This is a genomic window from Mesorhizobium sp. M0938 (assembly GCF_040319125.1).
In the GTDB taxonomy this organism is placed as follows: Bacteria; Pseudomonadota; Alphaproteobacteria; order Rhizobiales; family Rhizobiaceae; genus Mesorhizobium; species Mesorhizobium robiniae.
In genome coordinates this window covers 54,600-72,959 of the sequence record NZ_JAMYNS010000005.1, presented here as the reverse complement: position 1 = coordinate 72,959, position 18,360 = coordinate 54,600, and the positions used below count along the sequence as shown (strand labels likewise).

The 18,360-nt window shown below is 60.5% G+C and carries 18 protein-coding genes and 3 pseudogenes; 9 read left to right on the top strand and 12 right to left on the bottom strand.

All coding sequences use genetic code 11. The features are described from left to right. Positions 1 to 191: 191 nt before the first annotated feature. Complete coding sequence (gene nirK / locus NKH73_RS10290; RefSeq protein WP_352930905.1) at positions 192 to 1,298, top strand: copper-containing nitrite reductase; 1,107 nt, start codon at positions 192 to 194, stop codon at positions 1,296 to 1,298. A 51-nt stretch (positions 1,299 to 1,349) separates the two neighbouring features. Beyond that, positions 1,350 to 2,222 (top strand): SUMF1/EgtB/PvdO family nonheme iron enzyme, encoded by an 873-nt coding sequence (locus NKH73_RS10285; RefSeq protein WP_352930903.1) that lies wholly within the window; start codon positions 1,350 to 1,352, stop codon positions 2,220 to 2,222. A gap of 55 nt (positions 2,223 to 2,277) precedes the next feature. Here NKH73_RS10285 and NKH73_RS10280 read toward each other — a convergent pair whose 3' ends face one another. Then, the gene (locus NKH73_RS10280; RefSeq protein WP_352930901.1) at positions 2,278 to 3,453 is read right to left on the bottom strand and encodes an NnrS family protein; all 1,176 of its coding nucleotides are present in this window, start codon (positions 3,451 to 3,453) and stop codon (positions 2,278 to 2,280) included. 103 nt (positions 3,454 to 3,556) lie between these two features. After that, a complete protein-coding gene (locus NKH73_RS10275) occupies positions 3,557 to 3,994 on the bottom strand; it encodes a pseudoazurin (RefSeq protein ID WP_352930899.1) in 438 nt (145 codons plus the stop codon). Between the two features lie 132 nt (positions 3,995 to 4,126). Between NKH73_RS10275 and NKH73_RS10270 the strand changes: the two genes are divergently transcribed. Continuing rightward, positions 4,127 to 4,828 carry a Crp/Fnr family transcriptional regulator gene (locus NKH73_RS10270; protein WP_352930897.1) on the top strand — a complete coding sequence of 234 codons (702 nt, stop codon included), beginning with the start codon at positions 4,127 to 4,129 and terminating at the stop codon, positions 4,826 to 4,828. A gap of 3 nt (positions 4,829 to 4,831) precedes the next feature. On the opposite strand, the gene NKH73_RS10265 is transcribed toward NKH73_RS10270, so the two are convergent. From NKH73_RS10265 to NKH73_RS10250, 4 genes are all read right to left on the bottom strand, one after another. Further along, positions 4,832 to 5,074, bottom strand: a complete 243-nt coding sequence (locus NKH73_RS10265) for a DUF1858 domain-containing protein (protein ID WP_352930895.1) — start codon at positions 5,072 to 5,074, stop codon at positions 4,832 to 4,834. Positions 5,075 to 5,147: 73 nt separating this feature from the next. Beyond that, positions 5,148 to 5,291, bottom strand: a complete 144-nt coding sequence (locus tag NKH73_RS10260; protein ID WP_352930893.1) for a hypothetical protein — start codon at positions 5,289 to 5,291, stop codon at positions 5,148 to 5,150. A gap of 75 nt (positions 5,292 to 5,366) precedes the next feature. Continuing rightward, positions 5,367 to 5,816 (bottom strand): RrF2 family transcriptional regulator, encoded by a 450-nt coding sequence (locus tag NKH73_RS10255; RefSeq protein WP_352930891.1) that lies wholly within the window; start codon positions 5,814 to 5,816, stop codon positions 5,367 to 5,369. A 34-nt stretch (positions 5,817 to 5,850) separates the two neighbouring features. Next, entirely contained in the window at positions 5,851 to 6,315 is a 465-nt protein-coding gene (locus NKH73_RS10250; RefSeq protein WP_352930889.1) for a group III truncated hemoglobin, read from the bottom strand. A gap of 229 nt (positions 6,316 to 6,544) precedes the next feature. On the opposite strand from NKH73_RS10250, the pseudogene NKH73_RS10245 reads away from it, so the two are divergent. Then, positions 6,545 to 6,643: pseudogene (locus tag NKH73_RS10245) on the top strand (c-type cytochrome); the annotation flags it as partial. Positions 6,644 to 6,686: 43 nt separating this feature from the next. Here NKH73_RS10245 and NKH73_RS10240 read toward each other — a convergent pair. Continuing rightward, the gene (locus NKH73_RS10240) at positions 6,687 to 6,956 is read right to left on the bottom strand and encodes a DUF6455 family protein (RefSeq protein WP_352930887.1); all 270 of its coding nucleotides are present in this window, start codon (positions 6,954 to 6,956) and stop codon (positions 6,687 to 6,689) included. 135 nt (positions 6,957 to 7,091) lie between these two features. Beyond that, positions 7,092 to 7,904, bottom strand: a complete 813-nt coding sequence (locus NKH73_RS10235; protein WP_352930885.1) for a universal stress protein — start codon at positions 7,902 to 7,904, stop codon at positions 7,092 to 7,094. Between the two features lie 199 nt (positions 7,905 to 8,103). Between NKH73_RS10235 and NKH73_RS10230 the strand changes: the two genes are divergently transcribed. Both NKH73_RS10230 and fixJ read left to right on the top strand, forming a co-directional pair. Then, positions 8,104 to 9,660: a PAS domain S-box protein gene (locus NKH73_RS10230; protein ID WP_502893888.1), complete on the top strand. Its 1,557-nt coding sequence runs from the start codon at positions 8,104 to 8,106 to the stop codon at positions 9,658 to 9,660. Beyond that, positions 9,647 to 10,261: a response regulator FixJ gene (fixJ, locus tag NKH73_RS10225; RefSeq protein ID WP_352930883.1), complete on the top strand. Its 615-nt coding sequence runs from the start codon at positions 9,647 to 9,649 to the stop codon at positions 10,259 to 10,261. Before NKH73_RS10230 ends, fixJ begins: the two co-directional genes overlap by 14 nt. A 340-nt stretch (positions 10,262 to 10,601) precedes the next feature. Here fixJ and NKH73_RS10220 read toward each other — a convergent pair. Beyond that, positions 10,602 to 11,024, bottom strand: a pseudogene (locus NKH73_RS10220) (SDR family NAD(P)-dependent oxidoreductase); the annotation flags it as partial. 162 nt (positions 11,025 to 11,186) lie between these two features. Here NKH73_RS10220 and NKH73_RS10215 point away from each other — a divergent pair. Then, a complete protein-coding gene (locus tag NKH73_RS10215) occupies positions 11,187 to 11,999 on the top strand; it encodes a universal stress protein (protein ID WP_352930882.1) in 813 nt (270 codons plus the stop codon). Positions 12,000 to 12,315: 316 nt separating this feature from the next. Here NKH73_RS10215 and NKH73_RS10210 read toward each other — a convergent pair. Continuing rightward, a pseudogene (locus NKH73_RS10210) lies at positions 12,316 to 13,221 on the bottom strand (P-type ATPase actuator domain-containing protein); the annotation flags it as partial. 233 nt (positions 13,222 to 13,454) lie between these two features. On the opposite strand from NKH73_RS10210, the gene NKH73_RS10205 reads away from it, so the two are divergent. Both NKH73_RS10205 and NKH73_RS10200 read left to right on the top strand, forming a co-directional pair. Next, positions 13,455 to 14,093, top strand: a complete 639-nt coding sequence (locus NKH73_RS10205; RefSeq protein WP_352930880.1) for a helix-turn-helix domain-containing protein — start codon at positions 13,455 to 13,457, stop codon at positions 14,091 to 14,093. A 53-nt stretch (positions 14,094 to 14,146) separates the two neighbouring features. Next, a complete protein-coding gene (locus NKH73_RS10200; protein WP_352930878.1) occupies positions 14,147 to 14,662 on the top strand; it encodes a GNAT family N-acetyltransferase in 516 nt (171 codons plus the stop codon). 32 nt (positions 14,663 to 14,694) lie between these two features. Here the strand turns inward: NKH73_RS10200 and NKH73_RS10195 are convergent, their stop codons facing one another. Further along, positions 14,695 to 15,861, bottom strand: a complete 1,167-nt coding sequence (locus tag NKH73_RS10195) for an acetate/propionate family kinase (protein WP_352930876.1) — start codon at positions 15,859 to 15,861, stop codon at positions 14,695 to 14,697. Continuing rightward, the gene (locus NKH73_RS10190) at positions 15,858 to 18,335 is read right to left on the bottom strand and encodes a phosphoketolase family protein (protein WP_352930874.1); all 2,478 of its coding nucleotides are present in this window, start codon (positions 18,333 to 18,335) and stop codon (positions 15,858 to 15,860) included. The genes NKH73_RS10195 and NKH73_RS10190 overlap by 4 nt, the downstream gene beginning before the upstream one ends. Between the last annotated feature and the right edge of the window lie 25 nt (positions 18,336 to 18,360).

Below are 18,360 nucleotides of genomic sequence, written 5' to 3'. Positions count from 1 at the left end.
ACGGAAAACTTCGCCACTGCATGTGTCTGGCTCGAACATTACCCAAAAAACTCGAACAACGCGCAAGATTTCCGTACCCAGTCCTTCTCTCGCCAAGATTTAACTCTTCAATTTGCGCCAACGCAAAGAAACACTGCGTCTGGTCAGGTAGATTCTACTCATCCACAACGGATGATAGACAGGAGACTGACATGATCACGCGACGCGAAGCCCTCTTCGGAGCAGCCATCGGCGCTGCCGCCGTGGCGGCGATGCCGGCATTTTCCGCAACGTTCGCCCCGGCAGACATCGGGGCGCTAGCCCGCGAGAAGATCAAGCTCGTGGCGCCGCCGTTCGTCCATCCACACGATCAGGTCGCCAAGGGTGACCCGAAGATCGTCGAATTCACCATGACGATCGAAGAAAAGGCTGTTGTCATCGACGCAGACGGCACGACGCTCAATGCCATGACCTATAACGGCTCGGTTCCCGGCCCGCTGATGGTCGTTCACCAGGACGACTATGTCGAATTGACGCTCATCAATCCGGATACCAATACGCTCGCTCACAATATCGATTTCCATGCCGCAACCGGAGCGCTGGGCGGCGGCGAGCTCACGCTGGTCAATCCCGGCGAGCAGGTGACCCTGCGTTTCAAGGCTACCCGCTCGGGAACATTCGTTTATCACTGCGCGCCCGGCGGCTCGATGATCCCGTGGCATGTTGTTTCAGGCATGAGCGGCGCGATCATGGTCCTGCCGCGAGATGGCCTGAAGAACGACGAGGGCAAGCCGGTCAAATACGACAGCATCTTCTATATCGGCGAAAACGACTTCTATATCCCGCGTGACGAGAACGGCAATTTCAAGAGCTATGAAACGGCCGGCGACGGTTACGACGACATGATGAAAGTCATGCGCGGACTGATCCCGACACATGTGGTGTTCAACGGCAAGGCCGGTTCACTGACCGGCGACAATGCGATGAAAGCGAAAGTCGGCGAAACGGTATTGATCGTCCATTCGCAAGCCAACCGCGATACGCGCCCGCACCTGATTGGCGGTCACGGTGACTACGTCTGGGAAGAGGGCAAATTCGCCAACACGCCGGCGAAGGATCTGGAAACCTGGTTCATTCGCGGCGGATCGGCGGGTGCGGCGCTCTACACTTTCCTGCAGCCGGGCGTCTACGCCTACGTCAACCACAATCTGATCGAGGCTGTGGAACTCGGAGCGACCGCCCATTTCACGGTCGAGGGCGAGTGGAATGACGACCTGATGACGCAGGTCGAGGCGCCTAAGGCCATCGTCACGAACTGACGACACCGCAATTACCCGGACAGCGACGCTGTCCGGGTCCGGACAAAAGCCATGCCGCTTTCCATCCTGAAGGTTGCCTCGATCGCCATCGCGGCCGCAACGGTTCCGATGGGCTTGTCCCAACTCGCCATCGGCTGGAGCGGACATCGACAATCCCACCCTGTCACCATCACGGTCACCTTGCCTCCCGGTTCGATCACCTATTCCCTGCCGGGCGAGTTCCTGCGGGGCGAACAACCGCAACCCAATCCCCGCGTGAGGCGACGGTTCAACAAGCCCATCGAAATCATGACCTATCAGGTCAGCGTGGCCGACTATGCGGACTGCGTAAAGGCCGGTGCCTGCAAGTCGCCACAGGAGACACGTGAGATCCCGTCCAATGCGCCAGTGACCGGAGTGAGTTATCTCGACGCCAGCGCCTATGCCCGATGGTATTCTCAAGCGACCGGCGATTACTGGCGGCTGCCTACAGACGAGGAATGGGCCTTTGCGGCAGCAGAGCGTTTCAGAGGCGGATTTGAGGAGCTACAAGCCGACGCCAACAACCCCGCCAAACGTTGGCTTGACCGCTACAGGGCCGAGGCCCAACTCGATCGCAGCCCGGACCCCTTGCCTAGGAGCCGAGGCTCCTTTGGCGCGAACTCCCGTGATCTCGCCGATCTTTCCGGCAACGTCTGGGAGTGGACATCGACATGCTACGTCCGCGCAACACTGGCGGCGGATGGAACTGGGATTGCGAGTTCCCTCGACAATTGCGGCGTCCATGTCGTTGAAGGATTTCACAGGACCTACATGTCGAACTTCGTCAGCGACGGCAAAAGCGGGGGCTGTGCCGTCGGAACGCCTCCCGACAATCTGGGATTCAGACTGGTGCGGGACCGACCGGGGTGGAGAAAGCTGATCCTCGGGTACCTCGACATCTGACGAATGGAGGCAGTTCCACAGGTTCGGTCCCACCGTCGCGGGCCTGCCGCCCGATTCACCGCGCCTTTGGCCCAATCAATGCGGTTCCGTAGACCAGGATGAAACCGGCAAATGCAGCCACCCATGCGGCGCCGGCCAGATGGATCACACCGTCATCAGGGACGAAGGCACCCAGGGTTCTCAATGATCCCGCCACGAGGATGGCCGCGAAGACAAACGACGTTCCTTTTCCTGCCTTGAGCTCTCGCCCAGTGTGCCCGAGCGTTGCGCGGGTCATCACGGCGAGTGTCATCGAGCCGATCGCGCCGGCGCCAAGGGCGTGGAACCCCGCCGCAGCAGGCACGGCGTTGGGAAAGAGGATCGACGCCGAGACCAGGGCAAGACCGACCGGCACAAAGGCGTATGCGGCATGGAGCACAAGCACGAGTGGATCGCGCATGGTGCGCGCGCCCGCCCAGCGCGACAAACGCCACGCCTGGCAGGTTGCGGCGGCCGCCATGAGCAGTCCTGAGGTGCTGCTGTCCGGGATGACCGTCCATGCACCCAGCGCGGCGACTGAGATGGCTATCGATGCCATGTCAAATCGGTCGAAGGGTGCTGGAAGCCTGCCCGGGTTTTCGCGGACGAGCCAGTTGCGCGTGAAGCTCGGAATGATGCGCCCGCCGATGAGCGATATAAGGATGATCGCCGCGGCGATGCCGAGCCTGCGGCTGATGTCTGACGTACCTTGAAAGTGCGCCTCGACGTGGAACGCGCCATTGGCGCAGGCCAGAACGGCCAGCGGCAGCAACACTTTGAGATTGCGCCAGTTCCGTCCCGCGACGATTTCGCGAGCCGCCGCCGCGCTGACCGCAAGCAGAAAAGCCACGTCGATCACAGCGGCTGCTTGCCAACCGATATCCGCCGAGAAGAAGACGGCGGCGCGCCCGGCAATCCACAGGACAACGAGTGCCAGCAATGGTGGACCTTGCACGGGCAGCCTGCCGGTCCAGTTCGGGATGGCGGTCAGCAGGAACCCGGTAACGATCGCCGGCAGATAGCCGAACAGCATCTCATGCACATGCCAGTCGACCGGAGCGAGCGCACTGTGAGCATCGAGTTCGCCCGTATACATCGGCAGCCATAGCATGACGGAGAGCCCCGCATGGAGCGCGCCGAGAAGAAAGAAGGGCCTGAATCCGTAGGAAAGAAACGCAGGTCCGGAGTAGGCCCGCAGGCGTGGAATTCCCATGATTTGTCTCCAGATGAAAAGGGGCCGGATGAACCGCCGCCCCTCGGTCCGTCCGACCCCAACCTGCCTCGCAGCGGGCAGGCATAGCTGTATCGGTGTTTGATCAGTTGGCCGGAACCTGGCTGAGCAGACCCGCGAACACCTTCTTTGCTTTCCCGCTATGCTTGACCGCCGTGGCCGCATCGAGGTTGACTGGCTTGCCGACCGCGATCAGCGCGACCATGCCCATGCCGTAATGAGGCGCGCATTTGACACCGTAGACCCCCTCCTGGGTGAGCGTAACGGTGATTTCCTCGTTCATTTTTCCCTTGAACGGCTCTGCGCTATCCGGAATCATGCCCTTGATCGACTGGGCGTCGTGGGTCTTATCGGTCGGCACGAACTTGACGGTGTCACCGGGTGCAGCCTGGACGAAGGCCGGCTGGAAGACCATCGCGCCTTTCTCGCCCTTGTTGAGCATCTGCACCACGTGCTCTTCCGCGTTTGCGCCGCCGGCGAGTGCGAGGATGGAGATTGTGGCAGCCAGAATGGAGAGTTTCATCGATTTGTCCTTTGTTTCGTCTTCGCGGCATTGGCCGTTCCATGTCATTTAGCCTGATCCGCCGCGGCAGAATTTGCGCTGGCGCAAACTCGGGGTAAGAAAGGTCTGCCACACGACCGACGAGGATTCTGCTTGGCTGCGCTGGACCGATCACTGATATCGCGGCTGCCACTTTTCCAGGGGATGGCGCCCGAAGAGCAGAGCGAGATACTGCGAAGCGCTCGATCGTCCCGCTATGCCAAGGACTCCTGGATTTTCGAGCAGGACACCGACGCCCATTCGTTCTTCGTGCTGATCGCCGGGCATATACGCGTCGTCCGCACCACACCGGACGGGCAGCAGGTTATTGCCAGATACATCAGCGAAGGCGAAATTTTTGGCGTCGCCGCGGCGCTCGGCCGAACGACCTATCCCGCCAGCGCCGTAGCGGCGGTGGACTGTGTCGTGCTGGCTTGGCCAAATGGGTTATGGCCCGAACTGGCGCGTCGGTTCCCGACGTTTGGGGCAACCACGTACCGGACCGTCGGAAACAGGCTGCAAGAAACCCAGACGCGCGTTGTGGAGATGTCCACTGAACAGGTCGAACAGCGCGTTGCTCACGCGCTGCTGCGATTGGCAAATCAGACGGGCCGAAAGACCGAAAGCGGCATCGAAATCGATTTTCCTATCTCGAGGCAGGACATCGCCGAAATGACGGGGACGACACTGCACACCGTCAGCCGACTGCTCACCAAATGGGAAGAAAACGGGATAATCGTGAGCGGGCGCCAGAAGGTCACGGTCAAAGACGCGCACCGGCTTGTGGTCCTCTCAGAGAACCGGACCAAGGGCTGACTGTCACCCGCTCGCTCGAACAGCCGATTCCAGATCGGCTAGGAAGTCGGTCTCGTTGATCTGATGCTCATCGCATGCCTCAGTCACGGTATGGAAGGTGCCTATCGGGCAGCCGACGCAGAGCATCCTGTATCTCAGCACAACAGCCACCGTTGCCGGCCATTTCCTCATAATCTCGTCGACGACCATGTCGGGATCGATCGAACTGCGCTCCTTCACGATGACGTCTCCGCGATTGCGAAGCATCTTCATAGCTCCCGCCGACGCCGCCTTCGTTGCGCTTTCGCAACCTGAAGCATTGCCGTGTGGCTAGGAAAAACTAGACAAACGTCATGACCAAGACTGCACCGACGACGATCAGAAGAAGCCCGCCGATCAGCATGGGAAGAAGCGTATTGTTCAGGTCGACGCCCGACTCGAATTGCTTGACCGTCGGCGTGTCGTTCTTGTTTGGATCAGTCATGTTTGTCTCCACGGGCCGGCAGACGCGAATCGCGCCGCGTTGCGGTTAAATTGTAGCTCGGGGCTTTACCCACGCTTATCGATACGCCGAAGCCTCGGATGCAGGCAGCCCGCCGACAAAGTCCTTGGGCATCAGAGCGATGTCGGCCAGCGTGTAAAGGTCAAGGGTATTCTGGAAGGAGGCCATCGCATCGCCGAACATGCCTGAAAGTTTGCAGCAGCCGGTGAGCACGCACTGATTTCCGGTCGCGAAGCATTCCACAAGCGCGAAATCTGGCTCGGTCAAACGTACCACGTCGCCGATCCGGATCATCTCGGGGCTCCGCCCGAGGGCAAGGCCACCGGAGCGACCGCGGACCGCCTTCAAGTAACCGCCGCGCGTCAGGGTGTTGGCAACCTTGTTCAGGTGCGTTTTGGATACGTTGAACGTGCGTGCCACCTCCTCGATCGTGATCAGGCGATCACCGGCAGAGGCCGCATACATCAACATCCTCAAGGCATAATCCGAAAAATTAGTCAGCCGCACGGATCTACCTCCCGTAAACACCACGAACCTGGCATCACAGGTCTCTCTCGGCGATCGGTTCTATGCCCATCGTAGTCTCGCCACGGCTGAAGGCGACCGCGAGACGGAAGCTGTGAGCTATGCGCAGTGCGCGATCCATAAACAGCGCCGCAATCTCGGGTGGGCAAATGCGGTACACCGTTGCGCGAAAAAGCTTTAGCCAACGCCGGAAATGCGCCACTCCAAGGCCGGAGATCGCCAGGTGCGGCGGTAATGGCCGGCCTTCATAACGGGACGTCCGGAGCAGTGTAGCGGACCAGAAGTCGCACATCTTAGCCAGGTGGCGCGGCCACGCCTCAGGCTGGATAGCGTCATGAAAGATGGGGCCGAGAAGATCGTCGCGGCGAATTTCATCATAAAAGCCGTGAACCACAAGACGGATCATGGCCTCGTCAAGCATGTCCGGCAACGCGGCACCACCGATGATGATCGTTCTCTTGCTCCGACCATTCGCAGTCATGTGCGCGCTCTTGTTTTTCGAAGGCCCAAAGACCTCAAGATGAGGCCCACACTCAAACAGCTCCGCAACGCGCCGAGTGGAGTCGCGTCCACGATGACGATCGATGCATTTGCTTTCAAAGGGAAGCGTTCGTCGATATGGGTCGGAATCGCACCTTAAAGAAACATTGTCAATATATCTTTATTGGCCAACGCTACTAATATCCGCAGATCCGCGCGATCTCCCTGCGCAAGAACAGGCATCGTGTATGCGCCGGAACGACATCAGCCAGCAGATGCGAAACATTGCGCGAGCGATGACCGCCCAGGACATCGGCGAAGCTGCGGCACGCAGTCCTGGTTACGCGAACAGTAGCATGGCCGCACGACGCTTTATCGTTGGCCGGCCGCGTGCTGTAGCCGTGCGATCAGGTCGCGGTTGCGGCAATAGCTTGGCGGATCATCGGCTTGCTGGTGTTCGTCGAGCCAAGTCGAGCATTCATCCTGGTGCCCGCAGGAGCGGCAGCGGTCCACCGCCCGATTGGTGACGGCAACATGGTCCGAAACGACCTTCAATTGTTTGTCGACGCCGAGCTTCTGCATCATGCGGCCCATCAAGGCGGTCCTGGCGTCAACTGAAATGAGGTAGTCGAGAAAACTCATGTCGTTTCACTCCCGTTTCCCGGCAGGTTATTGCCGTGCTGCCGACCGCTGCATTGATCTCGGTCAATCGGCCCGGGGACCATGGATCGGACGTGAACGCCTATTGGCGGACTCGAAATTCCGATTGACCGGCGGTCAATACGACATGAAGCGGCTGATGCTGCCCTCCTCGATCAGCGTACGCGTGACGCCGCCGAACGCCCATTCGCGCAGGCGGCTGTGGCCATATGCACCGGAGACAATCAGGTCGGCATGGATCGAGCGCGCGAATGTCAACAGACGATCACCGTCAGCCTCGCCGCGGATCAGTTCGGTGCGCGCCATGATGCCGTGGTGTTCAAGAAAGACGGCGACATCGGCGAGGCTGTCGCGGACGCTATCGTCGCGATCGCTATCGATTGTGGCGATGACGACTTCGCTGGCCTTGGCTAAGAAGGGCAATGCATCGGCCAGCGCCCGTCGCGCCTCCCTGGTGTCCTTCCAGGCGATCAGCACGGTTTTTGCCATGACGTGTTCGATATTGTCTGCCGCGACGAGTACTGGCCGGCCAGTGCCGAGTGCCAGGCTGCCGATGTCCACCGCGCGAAAGACATTTTCTTCGCTCTCGCCGCTGGTAATGATGAGATCGGCCGCCCGGGCGGAGACGCTGAGGAAGCGCGTCGGGCTGCAGATGGCTTGTCCCCATTCGCTCGAGATCGAGGCAGGGACCATCCTTTCGAATTCGGTGCGCAACTCGGCAAGCCGCTTTTCGATCTCCGAGCGCTGGATCTGCATGATCTCGCCTTCGTAGACCATGCCGTCGCCTGTCGCGACCAGAGGCGGAACATTCGCTGCCGCCAAGCCAACAAGATGGGCTCCAAATCGTTCGGCAAGTTCGATCCCCACCCGCACAATGGGTGCGGGAGCCGCATCGATGGCGAGGTTCACGATGATTGATTTGTAGGACATTGCGAGGGCCTTTCGCTGAAACGGTGCAATGCGTGATGAATTGCATTCGCCAACGCTCAACACCTTGATGCGCGTCAAAGACCGCCAAGCGCCCCGCCAACTGCATCTACGTCCGAAAGCGTCGTCTCAATCCGTTTTGCGTGCGCGGCGAGAAGTGATAATTGGTCCTCGGGCACCCTCTCGAACCCAGGAACCTCAGGTGATCCAAGACGAACCGCTCAGTTTGTCGCCCGGCGGGACGACACTGAAATCACTCTTGTCACAAATGTTCGATCAGGCTCCGGGCTTTATAGCGCTCATGCGCGAGCCCGGTCACGTTTTCGAGCTGACCAATGCCGCCTACCAGCGATTGATCGGCAACAGGCAAGTGATTGGAAAGTCAGTGCGGGACGCCTTACCCGAGCTCGAAGGACATGAGTTTTTCGAACATCTGGACGATGTGTACACGACCGGCCAGCCCTATAGGGGCCATGGGGTGAAGGTTGGCCTTCAAAACAAAGCCGACGGGCCGGTCGAAGAGCGCATCCTTGAGTTCGTCTATCAGCCGATCAAAGCCGGCGATGGCCGTATCACCGCGATCTTCATTGAAGGCACGGATGTCAGCGATCTCTCTTTCGCGAATGCCGCGCTTCTGTTGCGCGAAGATCATCTGCGTTCGATCCTGGCGACTGTGCCCGATGCAATGGTCGTCATCGACGAGCAAGGCAGTATCCAGTCATTCAGCACCGCTGCCGAGACGCTGTTCGGCTATCAGTCAGGCGAGGTCATTGGCAAGAACGTCAAAATGCTGATGCCTTCGCCCTATCGCGACGAGCACGATGCCTATCTGCTGCGCTACCTGACGACGGGAGAGCGCCGGATCATCGGGCTCGGCCGCACCGTCACCGGGGCGCGCAAGGATGGCACGACTTTCCCGATGGAGCTTTCCGTCGGCGAAATGCATCCTGGAACCGGACGCTTCTTTACCGGCTTCTGCCGCGACCTGACCGAACGCCACCGCGCGGAAGCAAGAATCCAGGAGCAGCAGCAGGAGCTTCTCCACATGGCGCGGTTTACCGCACTTGGCGAGATGGCCTCGACGCTTGCCCATGAGATCAACCAACCGCTGACAGCCATCACCAATTACCTGAAGGGCAGCCGTCGGCTGCTCGAGAACAGCGAGGAGAAGAATGCGCCGATGCTGCGGGATGCCGTGGAAAAGGCCGCCGAGCAGGCCCTGCGGGCAGGCGACGTCATTCGTCATCTGAGGGATTTTGTTGCGAGAGGCGAAAGCGAGCGCCAGGTCGAAAGACTGCCGGCGCTGATCGAGGAAGCCTCGTCGCTCGCCCTGGTCGGTGCAAGGGAGATCAATGTCCAGGTCAGCTACAAGCTCGATCCTGCCGCGGAACTGGTCTTGAGCGACCGCATCCAGATTCAGCAGGTTCTGCTCAATCTGATGCGCAACGCGGTCGAAGCAATGCAAGACGCCCCGCGCCGTGAATTGAAAATCACAACCGTTGCCCGGGATGATGGTATGGCCGAGGTGAGCGTGATCGATACCGGCCCGGGTCTCGCGCCGGAGGTTTCGGCACAACTCTTCCAGCCATTTGTGACCACCAAGAAGCAGGGCATGGGCGTCGGCCTCTCCATTTGCCGCACCATCGTTGAATCGCACGGCGGTCACATCTGGGCCGAGGCAATGCCGACGAGCGGCACCGCTTTTCGGTTCACCTTGCGTATCGTTGAGAAGGATGAGGTCACAAATGGCCGACAGTGATCTGGTGCATGTCGTCGACGACGATGTCGATGTTCGCAAGTCGCTCGGTTTTCTTCTGGCCACAGCGGACTTCGCGGTACGTCTGCACGAATCGGCCACAGCTTTTCTGGCAACCGCGACGGGCAATCTCGACGGATGCATTGTCACCGACGTACGCATGCCGGGCATAGACGGTATCGAGTTCCTGCGCCAACTCAGAGCGGGCGGGCATACAATTCCGGTGATTGTCATGACGGGCCATGCCGATGTGGCGCTTGCCGTACAGGCAATGAAAGAAGGCGCTTCCGATTTCATCGAAAAGCCATTCGACGACGAAATGCTGATCGAAGCGATCCGCTCAGCGCTGACCAACCGCAACCAGGTCAATGCAGCGCATCCGCAGTCTGCCGATATTCGCGGGCGTCTGTCGACCTTGTCAGAGCGCGAGCGGCAGGTGTTGGATGGGCTCGTGTCGGGTCTGCCCAACAAGACAATCGCCTATGACCTTGGAATCAGCCCGCGTACAGTCGAGATCCATCGCGCCAATGTCATGAGCAAGATGGGCGCGGGCAGCCTGTCACATCTTGTGCGGATGGCGTTGATCGTGGAATCCAAACCCTAGGGAGAGCCCTCGAGAGGTTTGCCGGTTCCGGCCTCAACCTTCTCCTTCTCCTCCCATTCGCGCCAGTGGGTCGGCCTGATGTCGACACGGGCCCCGGTGGTGGCATTCTTCCAGCCTTCTCGGCTCTTTACGCACGGAAATACGAGCGCATGCGTCCCCTCCTCGTCGAAGACGGCCAGCTCGAGGTTGCGACCAGACGGTGCGCTTAGGATAGGGTTCCACATCGTTCAATGATCCCTCAAGCGTAGGTTCGCGCCTTGATCTGGATCATTTCTGAAATCGCGCGATGCGATTGAGGGCAAGTATGCGTGTCGGCCGTTTCGAGCGGGCAAGGTCCAAATCATTTGGCCGTGTAGCCACCATCCACGAGGTGGTAGCTGCCGGTGATGAAACTGGCATTGGCCGACAGCAGGAAGCACGTCATCGCCGAGACTTCCTCTGGGGCTCCCAGGCGGCCAATGGGATGCAAAGCGGCCAGCTGTCCGACCGTTTCGGCATCCAGGTTCTTCGTCAGCAATGGTGCATCGATGAAGGCGGGCCCAACAGCGTTGATGCGAATGTTGTGACCAGCATATTCCATGGCGGCTGTCTTCGTCAGCCCGATGAGCGCGTGCTTGGTCGAGACATAAGCACAGGCATTCTCCCAACCAACTGCGCCCAGAATGGATGACATGTTGACGATCGCGCCTCCGCCCGATTTCCGCATTGCCGCGATCTCATACTTCATACCATAGAAACCACCATTGAGGTTGACATCGATGATCCCCTATTCATCGCTGGGTCATTGATCCGGATCAACCGACGTATGACCTTTGCCGGACTGTGCGAGCACGCGCGCCACTGATCTCGCTGCCGCGTTTGACACGCATCAAGGTCGCTGCCCTCCCTTCGTGGCTAGCTCGCTTCAACGCAAAGGGTTTTCGCGATGGCTTTCAAAACGATCATGGTTCAGCTGGACGTGGACAGCATCGCCGCGCCACGCATCTCGATGGCGTGGGATCTTGCTCAACGGCATGATGCCGACCTGATCGGCTTCTGTGCGGCCGAGCCCCATTTTGTCATTCCAACCGGCACCGACGACCAGGCCGCGATTTGGTCTCAAATGGAGGAGATTGAAGGTCATCTCGACTGCTTGAGAGAGCAATTTCTAAGTACCGTCAACGGCAGCAATCGTGCCGCGTGGCGTGGCGAAATAGGCAACCCGACCGGCCAGCTGGCGCTCAACGCGCGTGCCGCCGACCTGATCATAACCGGCTCGCCGTCGATCGATCTGGTTGTCGATCATCACCGCACCTTGGACACGGCAAGTCTCATCCTTGCAGCCGGCCGCCCGATACTTGTGGCGTCGGGAACCTGTGCTCCGATCAAGGCCGAAACCATCTTGATTGCCTGGAACGACACGCGGGAAGCGCGACGCGCCGTCGTCGACGCCAGACCCTTCCTGATCGCCGCCAGGGATGTCGTGATCGCCACCATGGACAACGGGGACACCACTGCGGAAAACGTTGCAGACGTCGAGCTCTTCCTGACACGACACGGGGTAAAGGCGCGATCGGAAGTCTTGAATGCGCGCCACTCCGAACCGGCGGAACTGCTCCTCCGGATTGGTCAGGAGATTGAGGCTGATCTGGTCGTTCTGGGTGGCTATGGTCACAGCCGCGTCTGGGAAATGACCTTTGGCGGCGTGACGCGTTCTGTCCTGCGCAGCGGATGGCTGCATCGGTTCATATCGAACTGAGCAAAAAGACATTTCAGGCTCCCTGATATTGACATGCATCAAGGTCGACCCTTCCCGCAAATGGCTACGTCTAGTCCTTGCCAAGTTGAGCATAGCCGATGACGTACGGCGCAAGAAACCGCGAGCAAACGCGGGCGAGCGCAAAGCGAGGCGACAAGACTTGGTAGGGGCCGCCGCACTGTAATTACGCCGTTGGTTCAAATTCCAGGTGGCAGGGACGGTGCGGCGGCACCAGCGGTTGCTCACCAGACAAAGGAACGTCCATATGTTTTACCAGCGGTTCTTCGAAGACGCGATCGACCAGCTCCATGCAGAGCGTCGCTATCGCATCTTCGCCGACCTCGAGCGCGCCCATGGCCATGAAAATGGTCAACACCATCGGGAACTCCTCGGGCAGCATCGACATGCCCAGCGCGATGCCAGCAAGAACCGCGTCGAGCCACTCGCCCCGCAAAACGCCATAAAGCACGACCGCCAGAACGCTGACCGCACCACCGACCAGTGCGAAGATGCCGACAAGACGTCTCGTTTGTCGCTGCAAGCGGGGTGCTTCGGTCTCCATGATGCTGAGCGATTGGCCGATCGCACCGATTTGGCTCAGCGGCCCGGTTGCCAGAACTTCGCCAATGCCCGAACCGCGCACCACGAGTGATCCGGAAAATGCCAAAGGCAGGTCATCGCCGCCTGGGCGGCGTTCGACTGGCAGGTCGCCGGTGTTGGCTGCAACCTTGCGCACCGGAACAGACTCGCCGGTCAGCAGCGATTCATCGGTCTGGAGATCCCGGCTCTGGATCAGCAAGACATCGGCCGGCACCCGATCGCCCTCGCCCAGCACCACCAGATCGCCGCGCACCACCTCGCGACCTGCAATGCGCTTGCGTTCACCGTCTCGTATCACCAGGGCACGCGGGCTTGTAAGGTCGCGCAACGCTTCCAGAGCGCGCTCTGTCCGCGCTTCCTGAACGATGGTTATCCCCACCGACAAGGTGGCAAAGGCAGCCAGGATCAATGCCTCGTGCAGATCGCCAAGAAGCAGGTAAACGGCACCTCCGCCCAGCAGGAGGGCCAGCATCGGTTCGCGCACGACTTCGAAAGCAATCCGCAGCGGCGCCCGCCGGTTCGATCTGGGCAGTTCGTTGAAGCCATCGACGGCGAGCCTGGCTTGTGCCTCGACCTCGCTGAGACCAGACAAAGCGATGGTGGGCGGGTTGGATTGGGACATTTGGGTGTTTCCCTCGTTCCCGGCATCTTTAATCAGGTGAATAGAGCGAGCTTTGACCTACCGCAAAGGCGGTCGTTCAAATGCCTAACGGACACCGGTCCTGGATGGCCATATTCGCCGATGCAACGGGCCAGCCTGAACTGATTAGGTAGTTTCCCTTAGGGACATAACCGAATTTCGCGATCTGCGGATTCGCGCGATTGCTGAGTCACGGATCAACCGGGAACACAGCCATGTACGCTCAACAGACCGCCAAGATTGAACTGCCAACGCAGCCGAGCCCTTTCGCTCTCCTCGATGGGGCTATGGCGCAACCGGTCAGCTTCTTCCCGGCTGGCACGGAAATCTACGCCCAAGGCGAAAAGGCCGGGCCTCTTTACCAGGTCGAATTCGGCGCCGTGCGCGTATACCGGCTTCTGGCTGACGGCCGCCGGCAGATCAGCGCCTTTCATATGGCTGGAGAGACTTTCGGCTTCGAGGCCGACGCCACGCATCATTTCTTCGCCGAGGCAATCAACGCGACCGGTATCCGGGTTGTCCGGATCACTGCAGCCGCGGACATGTCCCGCCAGTTGCTGCCGCTGGCGCTCAAGGGCTTGATCAGAGCCCAGGAACATCTGCTGGTCCTCGGCCGCCAGAATGCCATCGAACGGGTCGCGGCATTCCTGGTCGACATAACGGAACGCCAGGGCGGCTTGCGTCAGGTCGATTTGCCGATGTCGCGACTGGATATTGGCGACTATCTTGGCCTCACCATCGAGACGGTGTCGCGGGTCTTCACCCGCCTGAAGGACAAAGGCGTCATTCGCCTGCTCGGCCTGCGCAGCATCGAAATCCTCAAGCAGGACGTGCTCCTGGACATGGGCGAATAGCCTGTCCTCGGCGCAGCGACGACGCCAGACAACACACCAAGGATCAGACGGCGATGAACAAGATGCTCACCACCCACAGCGGATTCTGTTTCGAGGTGCGCGCCGCGCGCCCCGAGGACGAGCCAACTTTGGCCGAGTTTTTCACCCATGTGACGCCTGAAGATCTGCGCTTCCGCTTTCTCGGCGCCGTGCGGGAAGTTTCGCACGAACGGCTGGTGGCAATGACGCGGTCCGATGATGCGCACATCCATAATTTTCTTGCATTCGCACCAGACGGAATGCTGATCGCGATGGCGACACTGGCCAGCGATCCGGCCGACCGGCGTGGCGAGGTCGCAATCTGCATTCGCGACGACCGCAAGCATCTGGGCGTCAGTTGGGAGTTGCTCGCCCACATTGCGCGCTATGCAGATGAGCACGGTCTCGACACGATCGAGTCGATCGAGAATCGGGAAAACCGTGCGGCAATCGAGCTCGAGCGCGAGATGGGCTTCACCGTCACGGCGGACCCGGATGACCCTACGCTGGTGCTGGTGCAGCGCAAGCGGGGCGCCAAGTTGCCGAAGTAGGCAGTACGCGGTTCCAGCAGCGAGCGGACCGCTCAGACCGCGTTCAGTTCGCTCGCTACGGCCTGTTCCTCGTCTGCCGGAATGACGAGAATGTCGACGCTGGAATTTGGCGCACTGACACTATCTGCACCTTTCTGGTTCAAATCCTCGTCGAGCTCGACGCCAAGCCATGCGGCTGCCGCGCAGATCTTGTGCCTGATCAGTGGCGCGTGCTGCCCAATGCCAGCGGTGAACACCAGCGTGTCGAGTCCGCCAAGCGCCGCGGTAAGCGACCCGATCTCACGCCCGACGCGATAGACGAAGAGGCCGACGGCTTGAACCGCCGAAGGCTCTTTTGCGCCGAGCAGGACCTGCATGTCTCCCGACATGCCGGACACGCCCAGCAGGCCGGAACGCTCGTAGAGAAGGCTGGCCAGGTCTTCGCTCGACAGTCCCCTCACCTGCAGCAAGTGCAGGATCACGCCCGGGTCAAGCGCACCGCAGCGGGTGCTCATCACGAGGCCGTCAAGCGTCGAAAATCCCATTGTCGTAGCGACACTGCGTCCAGCGTCCATCGCGCAGAGGCTGGCGCCGCTGCCGAGATGGGCGACGATCGCCCGACCGCCGGCGGCCGCACCGTAGCGCTCGCGCAGCTTCGCAGCGATATGGCTATAGGACAGGCCGTGAAAACCATAGGAAACGATGCCCGCCTCGGTCATCGCGCGCGGCAGCCCGTAGATCTTGGCAAGTGCTGGCCGGCTCGCATGAAACGCGGTGTCGAAGCACCCGACCTGACGCGCCCGCGGCAGGAGCTCTGCGGCCAGGGCGACGATCTCGAGATTGATCCGTTGATGGATGGGCGCCAGCGGCTCCAGCAGGTGCAGTGCCTCGAGCACGTCCGCGTCGAACAGCGTCGCTTCGGTGAAATCGCGGCCGCCATGGACGATCCTGTGCCCGACCCTGTCGATGCGGGCAAGAGGATCGCGATCGGCGAGCAGTGAAGCGACCGTCGCAAATGCCTTGGCGACATCGATCGGTGCGTCACCCAGGCTTCTGTCGATCTCAGGGAATTCGACCGCAGCCGCGACGTGCAGGCGCGGATGCCGTCCGAGCGACGAGACATTGCCGCGCAGCAGCACGCAAAGCCCTGCGCTTGCCTCGAAGACCGCGAATTTCAGGCTCGATGACCCGCCGTTCAGGACAAGGATCGCATCGCTCATGAAGTCGTCCGAGTTCTTGCCCCGGCTTTGCGCCGAAAGCCGCTCATCGGCTTGTTGGGCAGGTTTGGCGCTGCATCCGGGCGCTGCTCCCATTTCCAGCCGAGGATCTCCGGCATATCCTGCCCATGAGCCCGAATATAGGCTCGGTGCTCAAGCAGCTTGCCTTCCATTTCCTGCATCAGCCCAATATTGGCGCCCTTGACCTTTGGCAGCCGGTCAAGGACGCTCTGGACGAGATGATACCGATCGAGGCCATTCAGCACCGTCATGTCGAATGGCGTTGTCGTCGTGCCTTCCTCATTGTAGCCACGCACGTGGGTGTTGTCGTGGTTGGTGCGCCGGTAGGTCAGGCGATGGATGGTCCAGGGATAGCCGTGATAGGCGAAGATCACCGGCCTTTCCGTGGTAAACAGGGCATCGAATTCGCGATCCGACAACCCATGTGGATGATGCTCCTTGGGCTGCAGGGTCATCAAGTCGACGACATTGACCACCCTGATCCTGAGCTCAGGAATGGAATGCCTGAGGATCTGCACGGCCGCGAGCGTTTCGAGCGTCGGGACGTCGCCGGCGCAAGCCATCACGACATCGGGCTCCTCGCCATTGTGGGTCGAGGCCCAGTCCCATATGCCGATGCCTGTCCTGCAATGAACAATGGCCTTGTCCATTGAAAGCCACTGCCAGGATGGCGGCTTTCCGGCGACGATGACGTTGATGCGGTTCCATGTCTGCAGCACGTGATCGGTTACGCACAGCAATGTGTTGGCATCCGGCGGCAGATAGACACGCACGATATCGGCTTTCTTGTTGAGAGCGACATCGATGAAGCCGGGATCCTGATGGCTGAAGCCATTGTGCTCCTGGTGCCAGACATGGCTCGACAGCAGATAGTTCAGCGACGCAACCGGCCTTCGCCACGGAATGTCGCGGCAGGCGTCGAGCCATTTCGCATGCTGATTGAACATGGAATCGACGATGTGGATAAACGCCTCGTAGCAGGAGAACAGGCCGTGCCGGCCGGTGAGCAGGTAGCCTTCGAGCCAGCCCTGGCACGTGTGTTCCGAGAGGATTTCAAGGACCCTGCCGTCGCGGCCGAGATGCACGTCTTCGGGCAGAATCGTTTCCATCCAGGCGCGCTCGGTGACCTCGAACACATCCTGAAGCCGGTTCGAGGCCGTCTCATCCGGACCGACGATGCGGAAGTTCTTCGCCGCCTCGTTCAGCTCCATGACGGCACGCAGGAACTTGCCCATCACCCGCGTCGACTCTGCCTTCACCGCGCCCGGCCGTTCGATCGTAACCGCATGGTCATGCAGCGCGGGCAGATCGAGGGACTTGCGCAGCAGGCCGCCATTGGCATGCGGGTTGGCACCCATGCGTCGTGTGCCCTCAGGTGCGGAAGCGCGGATCGCTTCGACAGGGCTGCCGGCGGCGTCGAACAGTTCTTCGGGCCGGTAGCTTTTCAGCCAGCCCTCGAGCAGCTTGAGATGCGCCGGGTTTTCCGCAAGACCTGACAAAGGAACCTGATGCGAGCGCCAGAAGCCTTCCGTCTTCAGGCCGTCGACCGCTTTGGGTCCCGTCCAGCCCTTAGGGCTGCGCAGCACGATCATCGGCCATCTTGGTCGCGACGTCGGAGTTGCGGAACCGGCCCGCGCGGCGTGCTGAATCTCACGAATGCGGTCGAGCGCATCGTCGAGCACGTTCGCCATCCGCTCATGCATCAGGGCCGGCTCGTGGCCTTCCACGAACAGCGGTTCATAGCCATAGCCGACGAACAGCGCTCGCAATTCCTCTTCGGGGATACGGGCCAGAATGGTCGGATTGGCGATCTTGTAGCCGTTCAGATGCAGGATTGGCAGAACCGCTCCATCGCGGGCCGGGTTGAGGAACTTGTTGGAATGCCATGCGGTGGCCATCGGCCCGGTTTCGGCCTCTCCGTCGCCGACAACGCAGGCGACGACGAGATCGGGATTGTCGAAGGCCGCGCCATAGGCATGAGAAAGCGCGTAGCCGAGTTCGCCGCCCTCATGGATTGAGCCCGGCACGTCGGGCGCCGCGTGGCTCGGTATGCCGCCGGGAAACGAGAACTGCCGGAAGAGTTTGCGCATCCCCTGCTCATCCATCGATATGTCGGGATTGAGCTCGCTGTAGATGCCCTCAAGATAGGTGTTCGCCACCATAGCCGGTCCGCCGTGACCAGGCCCGCAGACATAGATCACATTCGCATCCCTGAGCCTGATCACGCGATTGAGGTGGGCATAGATGAAACTCAGCCCCGGCGACGTTCCCCAATGGCCGAGCAGGCGCGGCTTGACATGTTCCAGCCGCAACGGTTCGCGCAGCAGCGGATTGTCGAGCAGGTAGATCTGGCCGATCGTGAGATAGTTCGCAGCGCGCCAATAGGCATCGATGTCGTGCGCCTCGCGGTTGGACAGAAGGCCACCGGAGGCTGGGATTGTCGTGTGCTCGGTCATGTCTGGCTCCGTTGTGGCGACTGTC

Bases quoted from the DNA above. Each gene is read 5' to 3' on its own strand.
- nirK (WP_352930905.1), top strand. From the start codon at position 192: ATGATCACGCGACGCGAAGCCCTCTTCGGAGCAGCCATCGGCGCTGCC.
- NKH73_RS10285 (WP_352930903.1), top strand. From the start codon at position 1,350: ATGCCGCTTTCCATCCTGAAGGTTGCCTCGATCGCCATCGCGGCCGCA.
- NKH73_RS10280 (WP_352930901.1), bottom strand. From the start codon at position 3,453: ATGGGAATTCCACGCCTGCGGGCCTACTCCGGACCTGCGTTTCTTTCC.
- NKH73_RS10275 (WP_352930899.1), bottom strand. From the start codon at position 3,994: ATGAAACTCTCCATTCTGGCTGCCACAATCTCCATCCTCGCACTCGCC.
- NKH73_RS10265 (WP_352930895.1), bottom strand. From the start codon at position 5,074: ATGCTTCGCAATCGCGGAGACGTCATCGTGAAGGAGCGCAGTTCGATC.
- NKH73_RS10260 (WP_352930893.1), bottom strand. From the start codon at position 5,291: ATGACTGATCCAAACAAGAACGACACGCCGACGGTCAAGCAATTCGAG.
- NKH73_RS10250 (WP_352930889.1), bottom strand. From the start codon at position 6,315: ATGACTGCGAATGGTCGGAGCAAGAGAACGATCATCATCGGTGGTGCC.
- NKH73_RS10240 (WP_352930887.1), bottom strand. From the start codon at position 6,956: ATGAGTTTTCTCGACTACCTCATTTCAGTTGACGCCAGGACCGCCTTG.
- NKH73_RS10235 (WP_352930885.1), bottom strand. From the start codon at position 7,904: ATGTCCTACAAATCAATCATCGTGAACCTCGCCATCGATGCGGCTCCC.
- fixJ (WP_352930883.1), top strand. From the start codon at position 9,647: ATGGCCGACAGTGATCTGGTGCATGTCGTCGACGACGATGTCGATGTT.
- NKH73_RS10215 (WP_352930882.1), top strand. From the start codon at position 11,187: ATGGCTTTCAAAACGATCATGGTTCAGCTGGACGTGGACAGCATCGCC.
- NKH73_RS10205 (WP_352930880.1), top strand. From the start codon at position 13,455: ATGTACGCTCAACAGACCGCCAAGATTGAACTGCCAACGCAGCCGAGC.
- NKH73_RS10200 (WP_352930878.1), top strand. From the start codon at position 14,147: ATGAACAAGATGCTCACCACCCACAGCGGATTCTGTTTCGAGGTGCGC.
- NKH73_RS10195 (WP_352930876.1), bottom strand. From the start codon at position 15,861: ATGAGCGATGCGATCCTTGTCCTGAACGGCGGGTCATCGAGCCTGAAA.
- NKH73_RS10190 (WP_352930874.1), bottom strand. From the start codon at position 18,335: ATGACCGAGCACACGACAATCCCAGCCTCCGGTGGCCTTCTGTCCAAC.